Raw genomic sequence first — 18,791 nt, forward strand, 5'->3', positions numbered from 1 at the left:
GGGGTACTAAAAAGAGTGCATGATTTGTGAATCTGATTTACGTGTTGTCTTCATTTGAATCTCCTTATGTTTTTATTATAAGAAAGTTCTACTTTTACTGAGTGTTAATTTTTGGGAGGATTACATTAGCTGTTTATTAATTCTTGATAACGAAAGCAATTAGTCGATCAATGTAAAACTCCATCTCTTTTAATCACTTTCAAAAATGTCATCCATAAAATTTTCATATCCAACCAAAAGGATTGACAATTCATATATTCTACATCCAGTGCCACTTTATCAGGAATTGATAATTCATCTCGTCCATTCACTTGTGCCCAGCCTGTAATACCAGGTAGCAACTTATCCACACCCTTCTCAGTGCGTAAAGCAATTAAGTCGTCTTGATTATAAAGTGCAGGGCGTGGCCCTACAAAGCTCATGTCGCCTTTTAGAACAGAGAAGAGCTGCGGCAGTTCATCCAAACTACTTAAACGCAAAAAGCGACCAATTGGTGACAAATAAGAATCTGGGTTATCCAATAGGTGGGTTGCTACAGCAGGAGTATCTATCAACATTGACCTAAATTTTGGCATTTTAAAAATTTTATTATTTTTACCAATACGCTCAGACCAGTAAAGGACCGAACCTTTTGAGGTGGCAATAACCAAAATAACTGTTAACAAAAGCGGGATTATCAACGTCAAGAATAGGAAGATTGCCAATATTAAATCAAATATTCTTTTCATTTTGGCACTTTAATTAAATTATTAATTGAAGTATTTTTTGAGCTAAAACCTCTCTTATATTTAGACTTGTGATCCCAATACAAGCACGCTGAAAAATAACACCACAATGAAAATAAATTTCTTGTAAAGAATGTCGCCTCTTTATAATTTGTTACAAGGATTACTACTGTTAAAACTAAAAATACAAATCTTAGAGGGGGAGCAGATTTGAAAAAAATAAAATATGGAGATATTTGAATTAATATTAACAATATAATTCCAAATATTCCAACCATGGAAAAAAAATGTGCGTATGAAATATCAGTATAAAGATAATACTGCCTATCACCTCTGCCATATTCCCCAGTCCCAAAAAGATACTCTAAAACTGTCTCGTTATGATAGTCAAAAGATCCAATTTCTTCAAAAGATTTTAACTCATAATTTCCATCCAAATAAGCAACAACCAACTCCAGAGAATGCCAAATTGATTCATTAAAAAATATTGCCATCATAGTCCCAGTCCCATCCAGTAACCCTGTATCCATATCAACCAGATATTGAAAAGAAAAATACACAGTAAAAATAATAGTAAAAATAATTGCAATATATTTAAATCTAAAGCGCCTCATAAAAATAATTACCGCCAAGAGTATGAATATCAAAAAAGGTACGAGATACAAGCCTACACGCGCCAAAAGAAAAAGACTAATAAATACAACAACAAGACCTAAATAATCATACTTTACTGAAAACAAACTATTCTTAACAAAATAAACTAAAATAAAAGGCATTGCAGTTAGTATAGATGTAATTCCATAACTATGCGTCAATCCTGGTGAGCGTAAATATGACTTTTCAATAAATCCTGTCAGATCAAACAATGCATATTTCAAGTCAGGAATTAAAAATGTCAGAATTACTATTAACGAATGTACATATATTGAGATATTCACCATTGATAAAACCTGACGCCAATTCCACCCTGCATCAAACATTAATTTAACAATTAGAACGATACCTAGATAATTGATTAGCGCCCTCCATGGTTGGAATATATGCCATTGGTCATAAACACCATTCATTATTGCTATAATAAATAATGAATAAATACCATAAGCCGCAATCAAAATCGCCGTATGATTAATTCCAACTATTTTATTAGTCTTAAATGTATTAGTAACTAATAAAACAAGACACGTAATAGGAATAATATCAATAAACGCACCAAATTTAGGACCAAACATTGTTAAAAATATTAAACACCCATAAAGCCATTTCTTAGCTGCAACTCTTTTTATCTGCATGACCATAACCAAAGCCACCAAAATATAGATGAGATAACTAATGAAACAGACAGGGTAACTGGTACTGGCACCATTAGTGTCATTTGAATTACGACCGATACTAGTAAAGTTATAGAAATAAAAATATTTATTTTCAAACTTAAATCAAGACGATTCTGTAATACAGCTACAAACCTACTCCAGGCAGTAATTACATTTGTAGATAATGTTGCAAACATATAACTGTAAAATATTAGTAAGAAGCTATCAGTAATATTGATATTGTAAATATATAAAACAATCATCTCTACATATGGATATATGATCAATAAGAATAATGCAGCTATTATGCCCAATTTCAAACTTACACCTCTGATAATATCGAACATCTTTTTTCCATTATTATCTCTAGATAAATCGTGTAATGTTGGTCTTATAAAATTCCATATCGGTTGAGCTGGCAGAGAGATAATAGATGATAAGCTTTTTATTATTCGATATTCACCTGCATGTATATTTGATGATAGAACTCCTACCAAAAAAACATCAAGCGTAGACCAAATGGATTTTACCAACAATCCTCTTTTCTGAAATTTTAAATTATTAACTAAAGAAGGCGGACACTTCTTGACACTCAATCCTCGATTAGAAAACTCTCTCATTAATAGTATCAGCCCTGATAAAGTTGCAATAATAACTCTTAATGCAGACCCAAATATTAAACCATATATACTAGGCCACAATGTTACAGAAATTAAGACTATTGCCAGACCCACTATAGACTCTATCATCAACATTAGAGATAAATGACTAAAAGACCCGGAACTCAAAAATGAATTAAAAATAATATGGTAGCCAAATAGTGATGGTATAAATAGTACAATTGCTAAAATTACGTTATCTGGGATGTCATTCCAGATAAGATAAATTGACAATATTGCTGAAAATATTGAGAGCCCTACAGTATAAAATTTAAACTCTAATAAGAATACATATCTAATATGTGCACTTATTGATTCCCATGCATCGTTCGTTCCATTATTTATTGCGCCTACAATCCTTTCTCCAGAAATCATACCTATAAAAGTCTGGATATAAATTGGGATAGACAACCAGATCATCGCTTCTCCATACTCTTCCAATCCCAAATATCTTACAAATATAATTTGAGATACAAAAAACGATACACTTTTAAGAATAGTTGATATGTAGTAAATTGAGTTTATCAATTCTATAGCCTGCCCAATCCTGGTAAATCAAATCTCTTAGGTTTCGCAGACCTGTCAATATTCTGACCTAAGTATTCCAACATATCTTCACAAATTAATATAGTCATATATCTAAACCAAACAGAAAATGAATTACTTTCATGAGGCTTCGATACACACATTAACACAGAGTTAGAGTATGCTAATTTATCACTCTGAATAAATAGTCTGGCAATTTTTTTCATATTCCATAAATAGGTTTCAAAGCATTGATGCTTCCGATATGACATTAATGCTATTATTGAACTTGATACAGGATTACCCTCCCTTCCGAACTCTGGAAACCCGCCATCTGAATTAATCATATCAATAATAGACTGGCGTAATTCCAAAGCAATGCTAGATATTTCATTTTTTTGCTTGAGACTGATAAAATTTTCTATAGAGTCTTGCTGAACTAAAAAAAATAAAATTGCAATACAATCGTAATCTATACAGGCATAACCTGCTGGACTAGAAAAAAATCCATTTGGTAGCTTTAAAGATAAAACAGAATCTAATATTTTTTTAGGATTTTTCACTGGCTTTTTCAAAAAATCATATAACGGTAAATAATGAAATGTTGCTGCCAAACTATTTAAAATTGATTTTTTATTTTCACTAGCCCACAATCCAGATATTTTATTTTGTCTACTCTCTATATAGTCAAAACACCACTCAACACTATCTACATTACAACCTCTTTTAGCGTTAAATGATAATAAAACTGCATAAGACATAATTTCATTACTGACACGCCATGCATCTGAATAATCTAATTCATCTAATTTACTATAAAGACCTTCTTTAGATATTTTCTCCAAGAAGTCAATTATTGGAAAGTCATCAATATAATAATCAACCAATTGATAATATATACTTGATAAATGTAAGGATACATATAGGTCACTATGCCACTTCCCTATAATTATTTTTTTATTTTCATACAGAAGTCCAGATTGAAGTTGCAGCCTATACTCTTCAAGACGCTTGCGTATTCTATCAGGGTCACCATTGATAATATGCTGCAAAACAAGATCATAAAGTTCTACATAAATTGATTTAAAATAGGGGTGTAAATTATTAGATGTATGCGAATATCCATTTAAATTTATACTTCTAAAGTTTTCAACCTGTTGAATTAAGTTCATACCTTGTTTCTCGTTATTAAATAAACTCTCAATTTAAACAACACCTTCAAAGGCAGCATTAGTAAAATTAAATCTCTCAATACACCATAAATAAAAAATTTGGACAGCTTATCTTTTAAAGAAAAATACTTAAGCCTTGATTTTAAAGCACTAAATATAGATTTTTTATTTTTCACAAATGTAGTTGAGTTACTTAAATCAAAAGTATGTTGGCTTAAAACCCTTTGTAGTATTGCAAGTTCACCAAGAAGTGCCATTCTAATATACAAATTAAAATCCTGGGCTACTTTAACATTACCATCATAGCCACCAGACTCTTGGTAGGCGCTCGCACGTATCATGATACTTCCATGAACAAATGGATTAGTTTTTAGCAACATCTTCTTAATTTCTTTTGAATTTTTTGAATAAAAAGAGCTACCAGCATCAATTAAATTTCTTTTATGAGATTTGACCCATATGCGTGTTGAGCAACCTAAAACAACACATAGTGGATTGCTCTCCATATAATTTACTTGCTCCTCTATTCTTGCTGGGTGCAGAATATCTCCCACATCTGCGCGTGCTATATATTTAGCATTAGAGTAACTTATTGCAAAAATCAGAGAATATGTAAGACCTAAGCTTTCATGATTATCAATCACAACAACCTCAACTAAACTATTAACTAGTATGTTATCTGGAATAATCTTATTACTATCATTAACCAATAAAACTCGGAAATCTAAAAAATTTGACTTATCAATAGAGTGCAGGGTATTTATCAATGCACTATCATTATCATTTCTTGTTGAAATAATTAAATCAACAATAGGCATTTAATTATTTTTAGAAATAATCATTTTTAGAAAATCAATTTCTTTCTCTACGCCATTTATCATATTATATTTACTTCTGAATAGTTTTAATTTAGAGTGATCAGCCTTGCAAAAGTTAATGTCAGGTAGGTCACAACCATTATGTACTAATGTCCCGTACCCAAGCTCTTCAATAATACGTCTATGTGCTGGAATATCTGATAATATTGGATAAGCTCCACATATTATTCCTTCGTATACAGATTTAGGATTTCCTTCTGTTTTTGACATACTAATAAAGCATTGTGACTTATTAAAATATTTTGGTAAATCATAATTGTCTACTTTACTAATAAGTGTAGCATTATTGTATTTTTTAACCTCATAGTCCAATTTTCCAGAACCTATGACCAAGATATCTTTATCTTTAGGAATTATATTCAGCATGGTTTTAACGTTTTTTAACTCTATTAGTCTTCCAACATAAATATAATCATAATCCCAATTTGTATGCTTATCAAAATTAAAAGTATCTAAATTAAATGCATTTGGTATAACAAGAGATTGCACTGGCCTTCTAACTAAAGATAGATAATATTCCTCCACCTCTTTAGTACTAAAAATATATGCATCGCCCTTATTAATTAGCCATTTTTCAAACAAACCAGGAAGGCTAGAACCACACCTCCACTCGCCACTTCTTTCAATTTCAAACGACTTAGACCATATATATCCGCAGCGTATCACTAAAGGCGCACCTGTCAATATTTTTATTATCCAACCAGACCAGGCGCCCCAAAATTGCTTAGTTCTAATAATATCAGGTCTATTTTTTTTCTTTAATACAACAATTGTCCCTATAATTGACTGAATCCATTTATTATGAAATAATACGGGCAACTCATACTGTTTAGTTGTTCCTCTTGATTTCTGGTAGGTGAATATTATCATCCTAATATGCTTATCTATTTTATGATAATAATCCTCCTCCCTCCTACCTGATCCTAATTGATTTAACCTTTCAATACTAGAGCCTAAAAGCATAGTCTCCAATAATTTATATTCTTTTAATTGCATCTAATTAAGCAGAAAATTCTTCCACTGACCCCCTCTTCCCCTCTACTGTAAGTTATTTTCTTTTTAAGGAATGCCCTCCAGAGTGGATTCAGTGTATAGAATCTATTTTTTATCGCCCTCCTAAATAGTTCAAATATCCAACTATTATTATCAAGATAACGAAACTCTACAGCCTCTAATTTACGTGGACATTTATCAATTAATTCTAATATTTTTTCACTAGAAAAATGCTGCTCATGTTTATCAATAAGCTTTTTATTTTCATGTGGAACTATTATAAGAAAATAGCCATTTTTTTTTACTCTAGATATATTTAAATGAAAGAACTCCCTTACTGAATCAATAGGTATATGTTCTAAAACTTCAATTGAAGTAACCATGTCATATTTTTCCAACATTTCTTTTTCTTCGTGCTTCAGATCAACTGCCAAAAATTCTACATTAGTGGTATTTTGCATTGCTTGTGCAAAACGAATCGCTCTCTTGGAGTAATCTATTCCAGTAAACGCCATCTTGGGGAACTTTATAGACATTTCATTTGCTAACCTTCCATCACCACAACCTATATCCAACAGGCTATTCGGTTTTAAATATTCTACATACTCTTCTACCAGCCTTAAACTAAGTAAATATTCACTAGCCCAATCTAACTCCAAACCTGGAATAACATTTCCATCAATAAATTTCGGTAAATAATGGTAAGGGATATCATATTCCATCTCTTGCTTTTCTTGTTTTAAATTCATGGATTGAATATCTCTTTTAAAGTCTTTTTATTTAATAAAGGATCAAAAATCTCTTCAGATTCAAAAACACTCGCCAAATTCATCATAAATTTATAATCATGCTCAAGCTGTTCTGTATCACCTATCAAGCTAGAAACATAGTCTTTCCATTTTGAAACCTCTTCTTTTGAATCAGCATAGCCTAATAAATTTCTTTTTTCAGAAGCGAAAAAACCAGTTATTTTGGTTAAATGATATGCTATTTTTTTATCAGAAATAATATTAAACCTCTTGCCATTTAATCTTGCTCTGATATTTAAATCAAAACCACCATTAAGCCACACCTTTTGTCTGTGGAATTTCAGCCTCTGACTAAAGCCATACTTAGCCATTAGATAATACTTCCAATAATTACGATAATCTCCAATATGGTAGTTATTTTCAAGATAAGTATCTGTATTCCCACAGGTAAACCACGTCCCCAGGCGAATATCTGACATTCTCTCATTATCAATTAATATGTCATGATATCCATCTATCTCTCTTCTTGTGTCTATATAGCCAGAAAAATCAGAGTTTTTCATTGCTGAAATAATATCTTTGTATAGGTTCTCTGTTGTAATGATCGAATCATCGTGTAATGTCAGAAAAATATCATTAACCTCTGGCTGCCTTATTAAAAAATCATAATTACAATCTCCTCCATAAGGCGCTCTTTTTTTAAGACGTTTAAAATTTGTGAAAGTATTATCATCTCGTGTTAAGAGAGTAATATTATCATGCTTATTAGAAACACCCTTTAGGTATTCCAATAGCAACAAATTTCCTGGATCAACTAGATAAATAATATGATTAATTTTTTCATTATTTTCCTTTGAAGCTTTCAATAAAGCTTTTATATGTAATTTAGCAAGACTTAATCTTGCGCCAAATTGAGTAATTGTTGTTAGCTTCATAATACTGATTCCTTAAACGATTTATTTATCTTATTAATTCTATTGCCCCACGTATGCTTCTTTGCTAAAATTTTAGCATTCCGCGCAATTAAATCTCGTGTACTTGACTTATCTTTTAAATCTAATATAACTTTAATAATCTTTTCTGCTGAATTTTCTACCAAAATTGAATCCTTGTCGCTGGTTAAAATTTCTCTCAATATGGGAAGATTAGATGCGATTATTGGCTTACCTATAGCCATATATTCAAACAACTTAAGTGGTGATGTATACGGACTTATATCAGCTATTCCACCTTGTGGCTCAATCAACAATAACAATATATCTTGCTCCAACATTCTGCTCATACATTGGTCATGATCAATGTACTCATATACACCCAAAGAGTCACTCGGGCCTAGTACCCTCTCATCAGGTGTAAAAATATTGAATTGAATTTTTTTCTTATTAGCGATCCTTAGCAATTCGACAATTGTTGCTAAACCTTTTTGTGGAGATAGCTTTCCAAAATAACCCACATTTATCACTTCTTTTGATAAGATTTCTTTCGTATAAACCTCCCTATTTAAACTAGGGAAATTATGGGCATCGGGTATTGAAATAATACCTTTTTTAGATCCAATAACCCCCCTGATATGCTCTTGAAGTGATTCTGAAATGCAAAATAGTACGACTTTTTTTTTATACATCTTTCTCAACATCCATGCTTCTAATTTTGATCGAACCCCGGCATGAAGCTCTAAGCCATGATTACAAATAGTTAATCTGGAAACCAAAAATGAAAATAAGATATTTCTAGAGTAAACCAAAGAAAAATTACCCCCCCTAGATTGCTTAATATAAGCCAATAAAGTTTGTAGCGTATAGATTATCGAGCATAGTCTACATCTACGCATATTAATTACATGAGAATTCACATTATCCGTAAAAAAATTCTCTGAATTTAAGTTAGTCCTTAAAATTACATAAACAATATCAAACTGTTTTGAAAAAGCTTTTATCATTTGCTTCACTTGAATATAGTTAGCACCTTTTGACTTATGCCAAGACTGGGTAGCGAAAAAAATTTTCTTTTTATTACTCACTAAGCCCGGATTTTTCATTCTATTTTTTTTAACTCTTGAAACCATGCTTCAATTGGCTCTAACTCTTCTTTTGGAACAATACCTTCCTCTATAAGCTGCTCCCAACATAATTTTGTAACTTCACTAAGATTTAAATTTACATCTGAAGATTCCAGCACAGCTTCTAAAATATCTGAAATATTCTCATTTTGTAAATAACCAGGAACTTCATCTTCAAAATCAATCATCAAATTATGTTCATTTCTCACCTGTTTTACAGTTGAGGTGGAAAATGTTAGTTTTTTTCCTATATGCCATAAACCTATTTGAGCTACAAATGACCGCCATATATCTGTCATTCTAAAACTTACAAAACATGGCAAGTACAATAATGGGAATACTTCTGAAAAAAATATGGTGTTTTGAGAATTAAAAGGGCACCAGACACCCCTGTCTAAAACAACTGGATCAGATTTTTGATCAAAATAAACTTCGTTTTCAAATAATAATCGATATATTGCGTCCACATCTGGATCACCATCTGCTAAATACTGTTGTATTGGCGCATCAATTTCAACACTTTCTCCTATATTTCCCATTCCATGAATACTGTCTAATGGTATCCCTCTTGGCCATATAAAACTATCAGTAAAATACTTGTAAACATTAACCCATTTAGAGTTTTTAATAATTTTACCAATTACAGCTTTTTCTATATTTTGTCCAAAAATATCATATGGAATATTATCATCATCTGTTTCTAATATACAGTCGGCGCCATTATTTATTGCATATAAATATCCAATATTCTTCCTACAATAGTGGTTATTGGGTATTTTTTTAGAAATTTTAGGGAATAATTCATTTTGTCTATCAATCGATAAATAATGCACGCCAGGATGATTCCAATTTCTTGGAGTCTTTAAGTCACCCACAACAACAATTGACCAATCATAGACTTTCGACATGCTTGCGATTTTTATTATTGCTTCAGTTGGCTTATTGATAGTTGTTATTACAATCCATTTATTCATAATGCTCACTCAATTAATTATCTTAAACTTGTTACATACCAATCCATTGCCTCATCCATTCCTTGCTCTATCATGTACTTTGGCTGGTAATCTAATAATGTTTGCGCCTTGTCTATATTGGCTTGGGAGTGTCTAACATCCCCTGCTCTAAAATCTCTATAAATTGGCTCTTTCTTTTCTAGTCCTTGTGTTTCTTTGGATGAGTCTATCCTCAATCATTTGATAAAGCTTATTTAGGCTTGTTCTATCATTAAGTGCTACGTTATACACCTGATCAGTGGCTTCATTATTATCAGTGGTAGCTGCTAGAAGGTTCATCTGCACTGTATTATCAATATAACAAAAATCTCTACTGGTTTCACCATCACCATTAATAAATACATTTTCTTTATTTAGAACGGCTGCCACCCACTTCGGTATCACTGCTGCGTATGCGCCATTTGGGTCTTGCCTTTTCCCAAAAATATTGAAATATCTTAACCCGATAGTTTTAAAACCATAAGTTTTTGCAAAAACTTGAGCATACAACTCGTTAACAACTTTAGTAACTGCATATGGACTGAGAGGATTACCAATTTTATCCTCCACTTTCGGAAGATCTAGATGATCACCATAAGTAGAGCTTGATGCAGCATAAACAAAACGTTGTACATTTGCATCTTTACTAGCAGCCAACATATTTAAAAATCCATCAATATTAGCCCTATTGGTATTTATCGGATCTTCAATTGATCTTGGTACAGAGCCGAGTGCTGCTTGATGTAGAACATAATCAACACCACTACAGGCTTTTTGACAATCTTCTAGTTCTCTAATATCACCATTGACAAACCTAAAGTTATTGCTTAAATCTTTACCAGTGGCCTCGTTAGCATCCTCAATAGCTTGATCAATATTATACTGATGACCTGTATCAAAGTTATCTAAGCCCACTACTTTCTGATTAAGAATAAGTAGCTTTTCTAACAAATTAGAGCCAATAAAACCGGCGACGCCAGTAACTAGCCAAGTGTTTTGATTACCCTTTAAATGTTCTTGTAGCTGTTCGTATTTAGTCATTTATAGCCTCCCATCTGATTCATTAGTTTTAAGTAAGTATTTAATATCGTACAATACGTGGCTATCTTTACCGTAGGCTCTAATTTGCTCTACTGACAACTCTTTAAATTCATTATGCGCAACTGCCAATAGAATGGCATCATATTTACCTTTTATTGGACTATCAAGTGGCCTGATGTTATATTCATGAACAGCTTCATTTTTATCAACCCATGGATCATACACATCCACATTACAATTAAAATCTTTAAATTCTTCAACTAAATCAACCACGCGGGTATTACGAAGATCAGGGCAGTTTTCTTTAAATGTCAGACCCATGATTAGGATGTTTGCACCAACCACATGGATGCGTTTTTTAGTCATAAGTTTTGATACTTGATCTGCTACATATGAACCCATATTATCGTTTAATCTACGTCCAGCTAAAATCATTTCTGGATTGTAACCAACCTCAATAGCTTTGTGAGTTAAATAGTATGGATCAACACCAATACAGTGCCCTCCTACCAAGCCTGGACGGAATGAAAGGAAATTCCATTTTGTGCCTGCCACCTCTAATACTGATTCAGTATCAATATCCAGTTTATTAAAAATAAGAGCGAGCTCATTAATAAGAGCAATATTTACATCTCTCTGAGTATTTTCAATAACTTTAGCGGCCTCTGCTACTTTGATACTACTTGCCTTATGCGTACCTGCAATAATAATCTCTTGATACAGTTCGTCAACTTCTGTAGCAATCTCAGGCGTAGATCCTGCGGTAACCTTTTTAATAGTGGTCACACGATGCTCTTTATCTCCAGGATTGATACGCTCAGGAGAGTATCCACAATAAAAATCTTTATTGAATGTTAGACCTGATCTCTCTTCAAGAATTGGTACACACACTTCTTCAGTGGCACCCGGATAGACGGTTGATTCATAGATAACAATATCACCTTTTTTTAAGATAGAGCCTACCGCTTCGCTAGATTTTTCTAATGGTGTTAGATCGGGTCTTTTATGTTTATCAATTGGGGTTGGAACGGTAATAATAAAGATAACACAATCTTTAATATCATCTAGGCTGGTTGTATAGCTTAGATAGATTGCATCTTTAAGCTCTTTTTTTGGTAATTTCCAAAGTAGCATCATGACCATCTTTAAGTTCATTAATTCTACCTTGATTAATATCAAAGCCAATTACTTCACGTTTTTTTCCAAATTCAACAGCTAAAGGCAGGCCAACATAACCTAAACCTATTAAGGCTATTTTTTTATAGTTCATATTTTTTATTCCTTTTAAAATTTGTTATATTCCTTATACCACACCGCAAAATTCTCCACACCCTGCTTAACGCTCATGCTTGGCTTGTAGCCGAATTGCTCTACTAAATCATCAACATCTGCATAAGTGTCTGGCACATCGCCAGGTTGTAATGGCAGCAACTCTTTCTCTGCGGTTTTACCCAATGAGGTTTCCAATGCTTCAATGTAATCCATAAGCTCTACTGGATTATTGTTACCAATGTTATAAACTCTGTATGGTGCACTGCTTGTTGGAGGATCTGGATTATTACTATCCCAATCAGGATTAGGTGGTGCCGGCCTATCTAGTATCCTTATAATGCCCTCTACAATATCATCAATATAGGTAAAGTCTCTTCTATGTTTACCATAGTTATATACAGTAATAGGCTCATCATTCATAATAGCTCTAGTGAACTTTTGTAATGCCATGTCTGGTCTATCATAAGGGCCATACACAGTAAAGAACCTGAGGCCTGTGGTCGGTAGATCATAAAGGTGTGAGTAAGTATGAGCCATTAACTCGTTAGCTTTTTTGGTGGCTGCGTACAGGCTTACTGGATGGTTAACAGCGTCATGCGTTGAAAATGGCTGTTTGGTGTTTAGGCCATAAGTAGAGCTTGATGAAGCATACACAAGGTGTCCCACCTTGTTATGCCTGCAACCTTCTAGAATGTGTGCAAAACCCACTAAGTTGGTATCAATGTAAGCTAAAGGATTCTCAATAGAATATCTCACACCTGCTTGCGCGGCAAGATTCACCACACCTTCAAATTGCTCATCTTTAAATAGCTTAGCCATAGCTTCACGATCTTCAAGGTTCATTCTAATATGTGTGTAATTCGGATGATCAGCATGTCGTGCTAGGCGTGCTTCTTTAAGCTTAGGATCATAATAGTCATTATGATTATCAATACCTACCACTTCATCACCTCTATCTAGAAGTCTGATTGAGAGTGCTGAGCCGATGAAGCCCGCTGAACCTGTTACTAATATTTTCATTTGATATTCTTTTTAATTTATTTATTGATTACTATTGCTTATTCTGTTTTCTAATCTGAGTTAAATAAATCTCTTGTATAAACCTTGTCTTTAACATCATTAAGCTCTTCCACCATTCTATTAGCCACAATCACATCACTGATTTGCTTGAATTCTTCTAAGTTGTTTATTATTTTAGAATGGAAGAACTCACTCTCACCCTGTTCTGCTAGTACTGGCTCATAGATAACCACTTCAATACCTTTGGCCTTAATACGCTTCATAATACCTTGAATAGAAGATGCTCTAAAGTTGTCAGAGCCACTCTTCATGATAAGTCGGTGTACGCCGACTATCTTAGGATTCTTGCTAATGATTGAATCTGCAATAAAGTCTTTACGCATGGAGTTAGCATCAACAATAGCGCTAATCAGTGCATTAGGTACATCTTTATAATTAGCCTTAAGTTGCTTGGTATCTTTTGGTAAGCAGTAACCACCATAGCCAAAGCTAGGGTTGTTATAGTGTGATCCAATTCTTGGATCAAGCCCTACACCTTCAATGATTTGTTTAGCGTCCAGGTTGTGCGCTTCAGCATATGAATCAAGTTCATTAAAGTATGAGACTCTCATAGCAAGGTAAGTATTACTAAAAAGCTTTACCGCTTCTGCTTCAGTAGAGTCTGTAAACAGAACATCTATATCTTCTTTTATAGCACCTTCTACTAGAAGGTCAGCAAACTGCTTGGCCTTATCTGATTTCTCACCCACAATGATACGTGAGGGGTGTAGGTTGTCATAAAGAGCAGAGCCCTCTCTTAAGAATTCTGGTGAGAAGATGATGTTACTGATATTAAACTTATCTTTAATGCTTTGTGTATAGCCAACCGGTACGGTTGACTTGATGATCATCGTCGCTTTAGGATTAATATCAATAACATCTTTAATCACCGCCTCAACAGATAAGGTATTAAAGTAGTTGTTAGTAGTATCGTAATCAGTTGGTGTGGCAATGATGACAAAGTCTGCATCTTTGTATGCCAGCTCTTTATCTAAGGTAGCTGTAAAGTTAAGATCTTTATTAGCTAGGAAATCTTCTATCTCGGTATCGACTATTGGAGAGATTTTATTGTTAAGTTGTTCGATTTTCTCAGGGATGATATCAAGAGCAACAACTTCATGATTTTGAGATAAAAGCATGGCATTGGAAAGACCTACGTAGCCGGTTCCGGCTATTGTGATTTTCATTTACAACTCTCCAAATACCAATTATAGGTTTTTGTAAGGCCATCTTTCAGATCTATATTGTACTGCCAACCCATATTTTCCAACCTAGTCACGTCAATCAACTTTTTTGGGGCGCCATCAGGCTTTGTTGCGTCAAAAGTTAGCTTACCTTCGTATCCAACTACCTGTTTCATTGTTTCTGCCATTTCTCTAATGGTTATATCCTTGCCTGTGCCAACATTAATATGAGATAGCATTGGCTGGGTGTTGTCTTTGTACGTTTGCTCATCTAGTTCTAATACAAATAATGATGCTTGCGCCATATCATCTACATATAAAAATTCTCGCATAGCATTGCCTGTGCCCCATACAACTACTTCAGGATCGTTATTAACCTTCGCCTGGTGGAACCTTTGCATTAGTGCTGGGATAACGTGTGAGTTCTCTGGATGGAAGTTATCATTAATACCGTATAGGTTAGTTGGCATAACTGATCTAAAATCTGTACCGTGCTGTCGGTTATATGATTCACACAGCTTAATACCCGCAATCTTGGCCAGTGCGTACGGCTCATTGGTTGGTTCTAATACATCGGTAAGTAGCACATCTTCACGCATAGGTTGTTCAACTGCTTTAGGATAGATACAAGTACTGCCTAAAAATAGTAGACGTTTAACCTTACTCTCGAAAGCTGAGTTAATAACATTAGCCTCTATCATCATGTTTTGATAAATAAAGTCTGCAGGATAGGTGTTATTCGCATGAATACCACCTACCTTAGCTGCCGCCAAGATAACGTAGTCAGGGTTTTCTTGCGAGAAAAAGCTTTGCACTTGTGCTTGATTAGTAAGATCAAGTTCTTTATGCATGCGCATTAAAATATTAGTAAAGCCTCTTAACTCTAATTGTCTGATAATAGCAGAGCCTACCAAGCCCCTGTGTCCTGCAATATAGATTTTATCGTTAAGATTCATTTAATAGTTTACTTGTCTACTTGTCTACTTGTACTACTTGTACTACTCGTTAAAGTCTAGCGCTTTAAAACCGTACTCTTTAACTAATGAATCACGCTTAGCAATATTGATGTCATTTTCCATCATTTCATACACCATCTCTTCAAGCGTAATTTTTGGCTCCCAGCCTAGTTTTTCTTTAGCTTTAGATGGGTCACCTAACAAGGTTTCTACTTCCGTTGGACGGAAGTAGCGTTTATCAACTGCTACCAGTAAATTACCAGTTTCAGTGTCATAACCTTTTTCATCCATGCCTTCACCTTCCCAGCGGATGGTTTTACCTAGATAGCCCCAAGCGAAGTTGACAAAGTCACGTACTGAGAACTGTACACCTGTAGCGATACAAAAATCATCTGGTTCATCTTGTTGTAGCATCAGCCATTGCATTTCAACGTAATCTTTAGCATGACCCCAATCACGTAGAGCATTCATATTACCCAAATAGACTGTGTCTTGTAAACCTAGTGAGATACGTGCTAGTGCACGGGTGATTTTACGAGTAACAAAGGTTTCACCACGTACTGGAGATTCATGATTAAACAAGATACCATTACAAGCGTACACACCGTAGGCTTCACGATAGTTAACAGTAATCCAGTAAGCATACAGCTTTGCAGCAGCGTATGGAGAGCGCGGATAGAACGGTGTGGTTTCTTTTTGAGGGGTTTCTTGCACTTCACCGTACAGCTCTGAAGTAGAGGCCTGGTAGTATCGTGTTTTCTTCTCTAAGCCTGAGATGCGAATAGCTTCTAGTATGCGTAGTGCACCAAGGCCCACGGTATCAGCTGTATATTCTGGGGTTTCAAATGAGACAGCGACGTGTGATTGTGCACCAAGGTTGTAGATTTCATCAGGTTGGATTTGCTGAATGATGCGCACTAGACTCATTGAATCAGATAGATCACCATAATGAAGTGTAAGCTTACAATCAGATTCATGCGGGTCTTGATACAAATGATCAATACGATCAGTATTAAATGATGATGAACGGCGTTTAATGCCGTGCACTTCATAGCCCTTGTCTAATAAAAACTCTGCTAGATAAGCGCCATCTTGTCCGGTAATGCCTGTAATTAATGCTACTTTGTTATTTGCCATATTTAATTCCTAAAATAATCCTTTGTATAATCATGCACTTGTTTACTTTCTAATAATTCGTTAATAGTAAACCATTTGTATTCACTGTGTTGCTCGGTTGGTAAATCTGGAATCTCTTTCACCTCATATTCATAAGTAATATCCACATAATGTGTTGATACGTTTTCATAGATACTGTCATCATAGAAATGCTCAAAGACGCCAATAAATTTTGGTATAGATTTTAACTCAATATTAAGCTCATTTAAGACTACTCTTGCCATTGCATTGTCAATGGATTCATTCTTATTAATTCTGCCACCCGTAGAGAAAAAATAACCTTGTGCAGGTTTATTAATCCTCTTTCCTAATAAAATTTTGTTATCTTTCTTTAATAAAATATCTATAGAGATGAGTGGCGCTGAATCTATGATTGTTTTAAACGTTGTATCGTCCAGCATTAATCTTTGACCCTGCCATAAATATCTTCAAATCTCACAATATCATCCTCACCCAGATAAGTGCCGCTTTGTACTTCGATAATCTCCAGCTGTTCATTGGTTTTATTTTCTAAACCATGTGTTACGCCAATCGGAATGTATGTTGAATCACCTTCTGTTAATGTAAGAACTTCTCCTCCATTAATGGCTGTAGCTGTGCCACTGACCACTACCCAATGCTCTGCACGTTTATGATACATTTGCAATGAAAGCTTTGTACCTGAATTAACATGAAGACGCTTGACTTGAAAGTGCCTTCCCATTTCAATAGAGTCGTACCAACCCCATGGCCGATAAACCTTGCGATGACAAGATTGCTCCTCTCTGTCTTGGCGTTGAAGCTGTTCAACAATATTTTTCACTTCTTGCGATTTATCTTTGGTTGATATGAGTGTGGCATTAGGCGTATCTACTATCACTAGATCTTGTACGCCGATAGTTGCCACCATATGGTGGTTAGCGTGAATATAAGTGTTGGTTGTATCTTCGGTAAACACGTCACCTTGAATTACATTACCATTACTATCTTTTATGCCAATATCATGCAGTGCAGACCAAGAACCAATATCATTCCACTGTGCATCTAAAGATATAACAACCACATTATCACTTTTCTCCATGAGTGCGTAATCAATAGAGTCACTTGGAGATGATTCAAATGCTTGCTTATCAAGACGAATAAAATCAAGATCTTGCTCGGCATTATTAACAGCGTTATTGATTGACGTGACAATTTCAGGTGAATGAGTAGTCAGCTCATCAATTAGCATAGTAGCTTTAAACATAAACATGCCAGAATTCCAAAGGTAGTTACCTTGTTCTAGATATGACTCGGCAGTCTTAAGATCTGGCTTTTCAACAAACTCTTTAACTTTGTACGCACCATTAATACTTTCTTTTGTAGATTTGATATAGCCGTAACCCGTATTAGCATCGGTTGGTACAATACCAAAGGTTGCCAACCTGCCCTCTTGCGCTTGCTGGCAAGCAATATTAATAGCCTGATGAAACGCATCAATATCTTGAATAACATGATCAGCTGATAAAACTAATAGCACTGCATCATCTGAATTTTTAAGTGATTGAAGTGCGGCGGCGGCAATAGCAGGCGCGGTGTTTCTGCCAACAGGCTCAAGCAGTATTGTTGGGTTTTTAATATCGATTTGTTGACACTGCTCAGCTACTAAAAAACGATGATCAGCGTTACAAACAATAATCGGATCTGCGAGGTTGTTTAAGCCACTTAAACGCAGAATAGTTTCTTGAAGCATAGTGTTGTCACCAACAAGCGGTAGATATTGCTTAGGGTATTGTTTACGAGACAAGGGCCACAGGCGTGTACCAGAACCACTCGATAGGATAACTGGGATTATTTGCATTGCAGATCAATAATTAAGAATTCAGTAAATAGCGTTTTTGTAATCATCTATATTTGTAAAGTTTGTAAAGTTTTATTAGCAGATTTATCAATAATGATAATGGCTATTATCAAGATTCATGAATTAGCCACCCTTCTACAAAGAGTTTAAAATCAGTAGGCTAAGCGCTCTATTAGGCGATTTTCCACTCAGATTCTATTGTATCTGCTGATAAATCTGCCC

16 protein-coding genes and 2 pseudogenes are annotated in these 18,791 nt (G+C 34.4%); all 18 read right to left on the minus strand.

All coding sequences use genetic code 11. The annotated features are described in order from the left end of the window. Window positions 1-167 precede the first annotated feature (167 nt). Window positions 168-728, minus strand: a complete 561-nt coding sequence (locus tag BTHERMOSOX_RS05415) for a sugar transferase (protein WP_138120106.1) — start codon at window positions 726-728, stop codon at window positions 168-170. Beyond that, complete coding sequence (locus BTHERMOSOX_RS05420; RefSeq protein ID WP_138120107.1) at window positions 725-2,032, minus strand: hypothetical protein; 1,308 nt, start codon at window positions 2,030-2,032, stop codon at window positions 725-727. The genes BTHERMOSOX_RS05415 and BTHERMOSOX_RS05420 overlap by 4 nt, the downstream gene beginning before the upstream one ends. Further along, complete coding sequence (locus tag BTHERMOSOX_RS05425) at window positions 2,005-3,222, minus strand: lipopolysaccharide biosynthesis protein (protein ID WP_171004653.1); 1,218 nt, start codon at window positions 3,220-3,222, stop codon at window positions 2,005-2,007. The genes BTHERMOSOX_RS05420 and BTHERMOSOX_RS05425 overlap by 28 nt, the downstream gene beginning before the upstream one ends. Window positions 3,223-3,224: 2 nt before the next feature. Further along, window positions 3,225-4,391: a prenyltransferase/squalene oxidase repeat-containing protein gene (locus BTHERMOSOX_RS05430; protein ID WP_138120109.1), complete on the minus strand. Its 1,167-nt coding sequence runs from the start codon at window positions 4,389-4,391 to the stop codon at window positions 3,225-3,227. Beyond that, entirely contained in the window at window positions 4,388-5,209 is an 822-nt protein-coding gene (locus BTHERMOSOX_RS05435) for a glycosyltransferase (RefSeq protein ID WP_138120110.1), read from the minus strand. The genes BTHERMOSOX_RS05430 and BTHERMOSOX_RS05435 overlap by 4 nt, the downstream gene beginning before the upstream one ends. Further along, window positions 5,210-6,265 carry a glycosyltransferase gene (locus BTHERMOSOX_RS05440; RefSeq protein ID WP_138120111.1) on the minus strand — a complete coding sequence of 352 codons (1,056 nt, stop codon included), beginning with the start codon at window positions 6,263-6,265 and terminating at the stop codon, window positions 5,210-5,212. After that, entirely contained in the window at window positions 6,256-7,011 is a 756-nt protein-coding gene (locus BTHERMOSOX_RS05445) for a class I SAM-dependent methyltransferase (RefSeq protein WP_138120112.1), read from the minus strand. Before BTHERMOSOX_RS05445 ends, BTHERMOSOX_RS05440 begins: the two co-directional genes overlap by 10 nt. Next, entirely contained in the window at window positions 7,008-7,946 is a 939-nt protein-coding gene (locus BTHERMOSOX_RS05450; protein WP_138120113.1) for a hypothetical protein, read from the minus strand. The genes BTHERMOSOX_RS05445 and BTHERMOSOX_RS05450 overlap by 4 nt, the downstream gene beginning before the upstream one ends. After that, window positions 7,943-9,049 (minus strand): glycosyltransferase, encoded by a 1,107-nt coding sequence (locus tag BTHERMOSOX_RS05455; protein ID WP_171004654.1) that lies wholly within the window; start codon window positions 9,047-9,049, stop codon window positions 7,943-7,945. Before BTHERMOSOX_RS05455 ends, BTHERMOSOX_RS05450 begins: the two co-directional genes overlap by 4 nt. Beyond that, complete coding sequence (locus BTHERMOSOX_RS05460; RefSeq protein WP_138120115.1) at window positions 9,046-10,044, minus strand: STELLO glycosyltransferase family protein; 999 nt, start codon at window positions 10,042-10,044, stop codon at window positions 9,046-9,048. The genes BTHERMOSOX_RS05455 and BTHERMOSOX_RS05460 overlap by 4 nt, the downstream gene beginning before the upstream one ends. Window positions 10,045-10,061: 17 nt before the next feature. Then, window positions 10,062-11,103, minus strand: a pseudogene (locus tag BTHERMOSOX_RS05465) (NAD-dependent epimerase/dehydratase family protein). Beyond that, window positions 11,104-12,373: pseudogene (tviB, locus tag BTHERMOSOX_RS05470) on the minus strand (Vi polysaccharide biosynthesis UDP-N-acetylglucosamine C-6 dehydrogenase TviB). It lies immediately after the preceding pseudogene. Between the two features lie 14 nt (window positions 12,374-12,387). Beyond that, window positions 12,388-13,395 carry an NAD-dependent epimerase gene (locus BTHERMOSOX_RS05475; protein ID WP_138120116.1) on the minus strand — a complete coding sequence of 336 codons (1,008 nt, stop codon included), beginning with the start codon at window positions 13,393-13,395 and terminating at the stop codon, window positions 12,388-12,390. A gap of 50 nt (window positions 13,396-13,445) precedes the next feature. Next, window positions 13,446-14,621 (minus strand): nucleotide sugar dehydrogenase, encoded by a 1,176-nt coding sequence (locus tag BTHERMOSOX_RS05480; RefSeq protein ID WP_138120117.1) that lies wholly within the window; start codon window positions 14,619-14,621, stop codon window positions 13,446-13,448. Beyond that, a complete protein-coding gene (gene fcl / locus BTHERMOSOX_RS05485; protein ID WP_138120118.1) occupies window positions 14,618-15,574 on the minus strand; it encodes a GDP-L-fucose synthase in 957 nt (318 codons plus the stop codon). Before fcl ends, BTHERMOSOX_RS05480 begins: the two co-directional genes overlap by 4 nt. A gap of 42 nt (window positions 15,575-15,616) precedes the next feature. Next, window positions 15,617-16,711, minus strand: coding sequence for a GDP-mannose 4,6-dehydratase (gmd, locus tag BTHERMOSOX_RS05490; RefSeq protein WP_138120119.1), 1,095 nt, complete (start codon window positions 16,709-16,711; stop codon window positions 15,617-15,619). A gap of 2 nt (window positions 16,712-16,713) precedes the next feature. Continuing rightward, on the minus strand, window positions 16,714-17,151 hold the full coding sequence (locus BTHERMOSOX_RS05495; RefSeq protein WP_138120120.1) for a GDP-mannose mannosyl hydrolase: 438 nt from the start codon (window positions 17,149-17,151) through the stop codon (window positions 16,714-16,716). After that, window positions 17,151-18,569, minus strand: a complete 1,419-nt coding sequence (locus tag BTHERMOSOX_RS05500) for a mannose-1-phosphate guanylyltransferase/mannose-6-phosphate isomerase (protein ID WP_138120121.1) — start codon at window positions 18,567-18,569, stop codon at window positions 17,151-17,153. Before BTHERMOSOX_RS05500 ends, BTHERMOSOX_RS05495 begins: the two co-directional genes overlap by 1 nt. Window positions 18,570-18,791: the final 222 nt, after the last annotated feature.

This window comes from Bathymodiolus heckerae thiotrophic gill symbiont (genome assembly GCF_900128515.1).
Lineage (GTDB): Bacteria > Pseudomonadota > Gammaproteobacteria > PS1 > Pseudothioglobaceae > Thioglobus_A.

What these genes read in the sequence shown, in the direction of transcription:
- BTHERMOSOX_RS05460 (WP_138120115.1), bottom strand. Translation starts at nt 10,044, where the DNA reads ATGAATAAATGGATTGTAATAACAACTATCAATAAGCCAACTGAAGCA.
- BTHERMOSOX_RS05415 (WP_138120106.1), bottom strand. Translation starts at nt 728, where the DNA reads ATGAAAAGAATATTTGATTTAATATTGGCAATCTTCCTATTCTTGACG.
- BTHERMOSOX_RS05435 (WP_138120110.1), bottom strand. Translation starts at nt 5,209, where the DNA reads ATGCCTATTGTTGATTTAATTATTTCAACAAGAAATGATAATGATAGT.
- BTHERMOSOX_RS05430 (WP_138120109.1), bottom strand. Translation starts at nt 4,391, where the DNA reads ATGAACTTAATTCAACAGGTTGAAAACTTTAGAAGTATAAATTTAAAT.
- BTHERMOSOX_RS05455 (WP_171004654.1), bottom strand. Translation starts at nt 9,049, where the DNA reads ATGAAAAATCCGGGCTTAGTGAGTAATAAAAAGAAAATTTTTTTCGCT.
- BTHERMOSOX_RS05480 (WP_138120117.1), bottom strand. Translation starts at nt 14,621, where the DNA reads ATGAAAATCACAATAGCCGGAACCGGCTACGTAGGTCTTTCCAATGCC.
- BTHERMOSOX_RS05440 (WP_138120111.1), bottom strand. Translation starts at nt 6,265, where the DNA reads ATGCAATTAAAAGAATATAAATTATTGGAGACTATGCTTTTAGGCTCT.
- BTHERMOSOX_RS05450 (WP_138120113.1), bottom strand. Translation starts at nt 7,946, where the DNA reads ATGAAGCTAACAACAATTACTCAATTTGGCGCAAGATTAAGTCTTGCT.
- gmd (WP_138120119.1), bottom strand. Translation starts at nt 16,711, where the DNA reads ATGGCAAATAACAAAGTAGCATTAATTACAGGCATTACCGGACAAGAT.
- BTHERMOSOX_RS05445 (WP_138120112.1), bottom strand. Translation starts at nt 7,011, where the DNA reads ATGAATTTAAAACAAGAAAAGCAAGAGATGGAATATGATATCCCTTAC.
- BTHERMOSOX_RS05495 (WP_138120120.1), bottom strand. Translation starts at nt 17,151, where the DNA reads ATGCTGGACGATACAACGTTTAAAACAATCATAGATTCAGCGCCACTC.
- fcl (WP_138120118.1), bottom strand. Translation starts at nt 15,574, where the DNA reads ATGAATCTTAACGATAAAATCTATATTGCAGGACACAGGGGCTTGGTA.
- BTHERMOSOX_RS05500 (WP_138120121.1), bottom strand. Translation starts at nt 18,569, where the DNA reads ATGCAAATAATCCCAGTTATCCTATCGAGTGGTTCTGGTACACGCCTG.
- BTHERMOSOX_RS05475 (WP_138120116.1), bottom strand. Translation starts at nt 13,395, where the DNA reads ATGAAAATATTAGTAACAGGTTCAGCGGGCTTCATCGGCTCAGCACTC.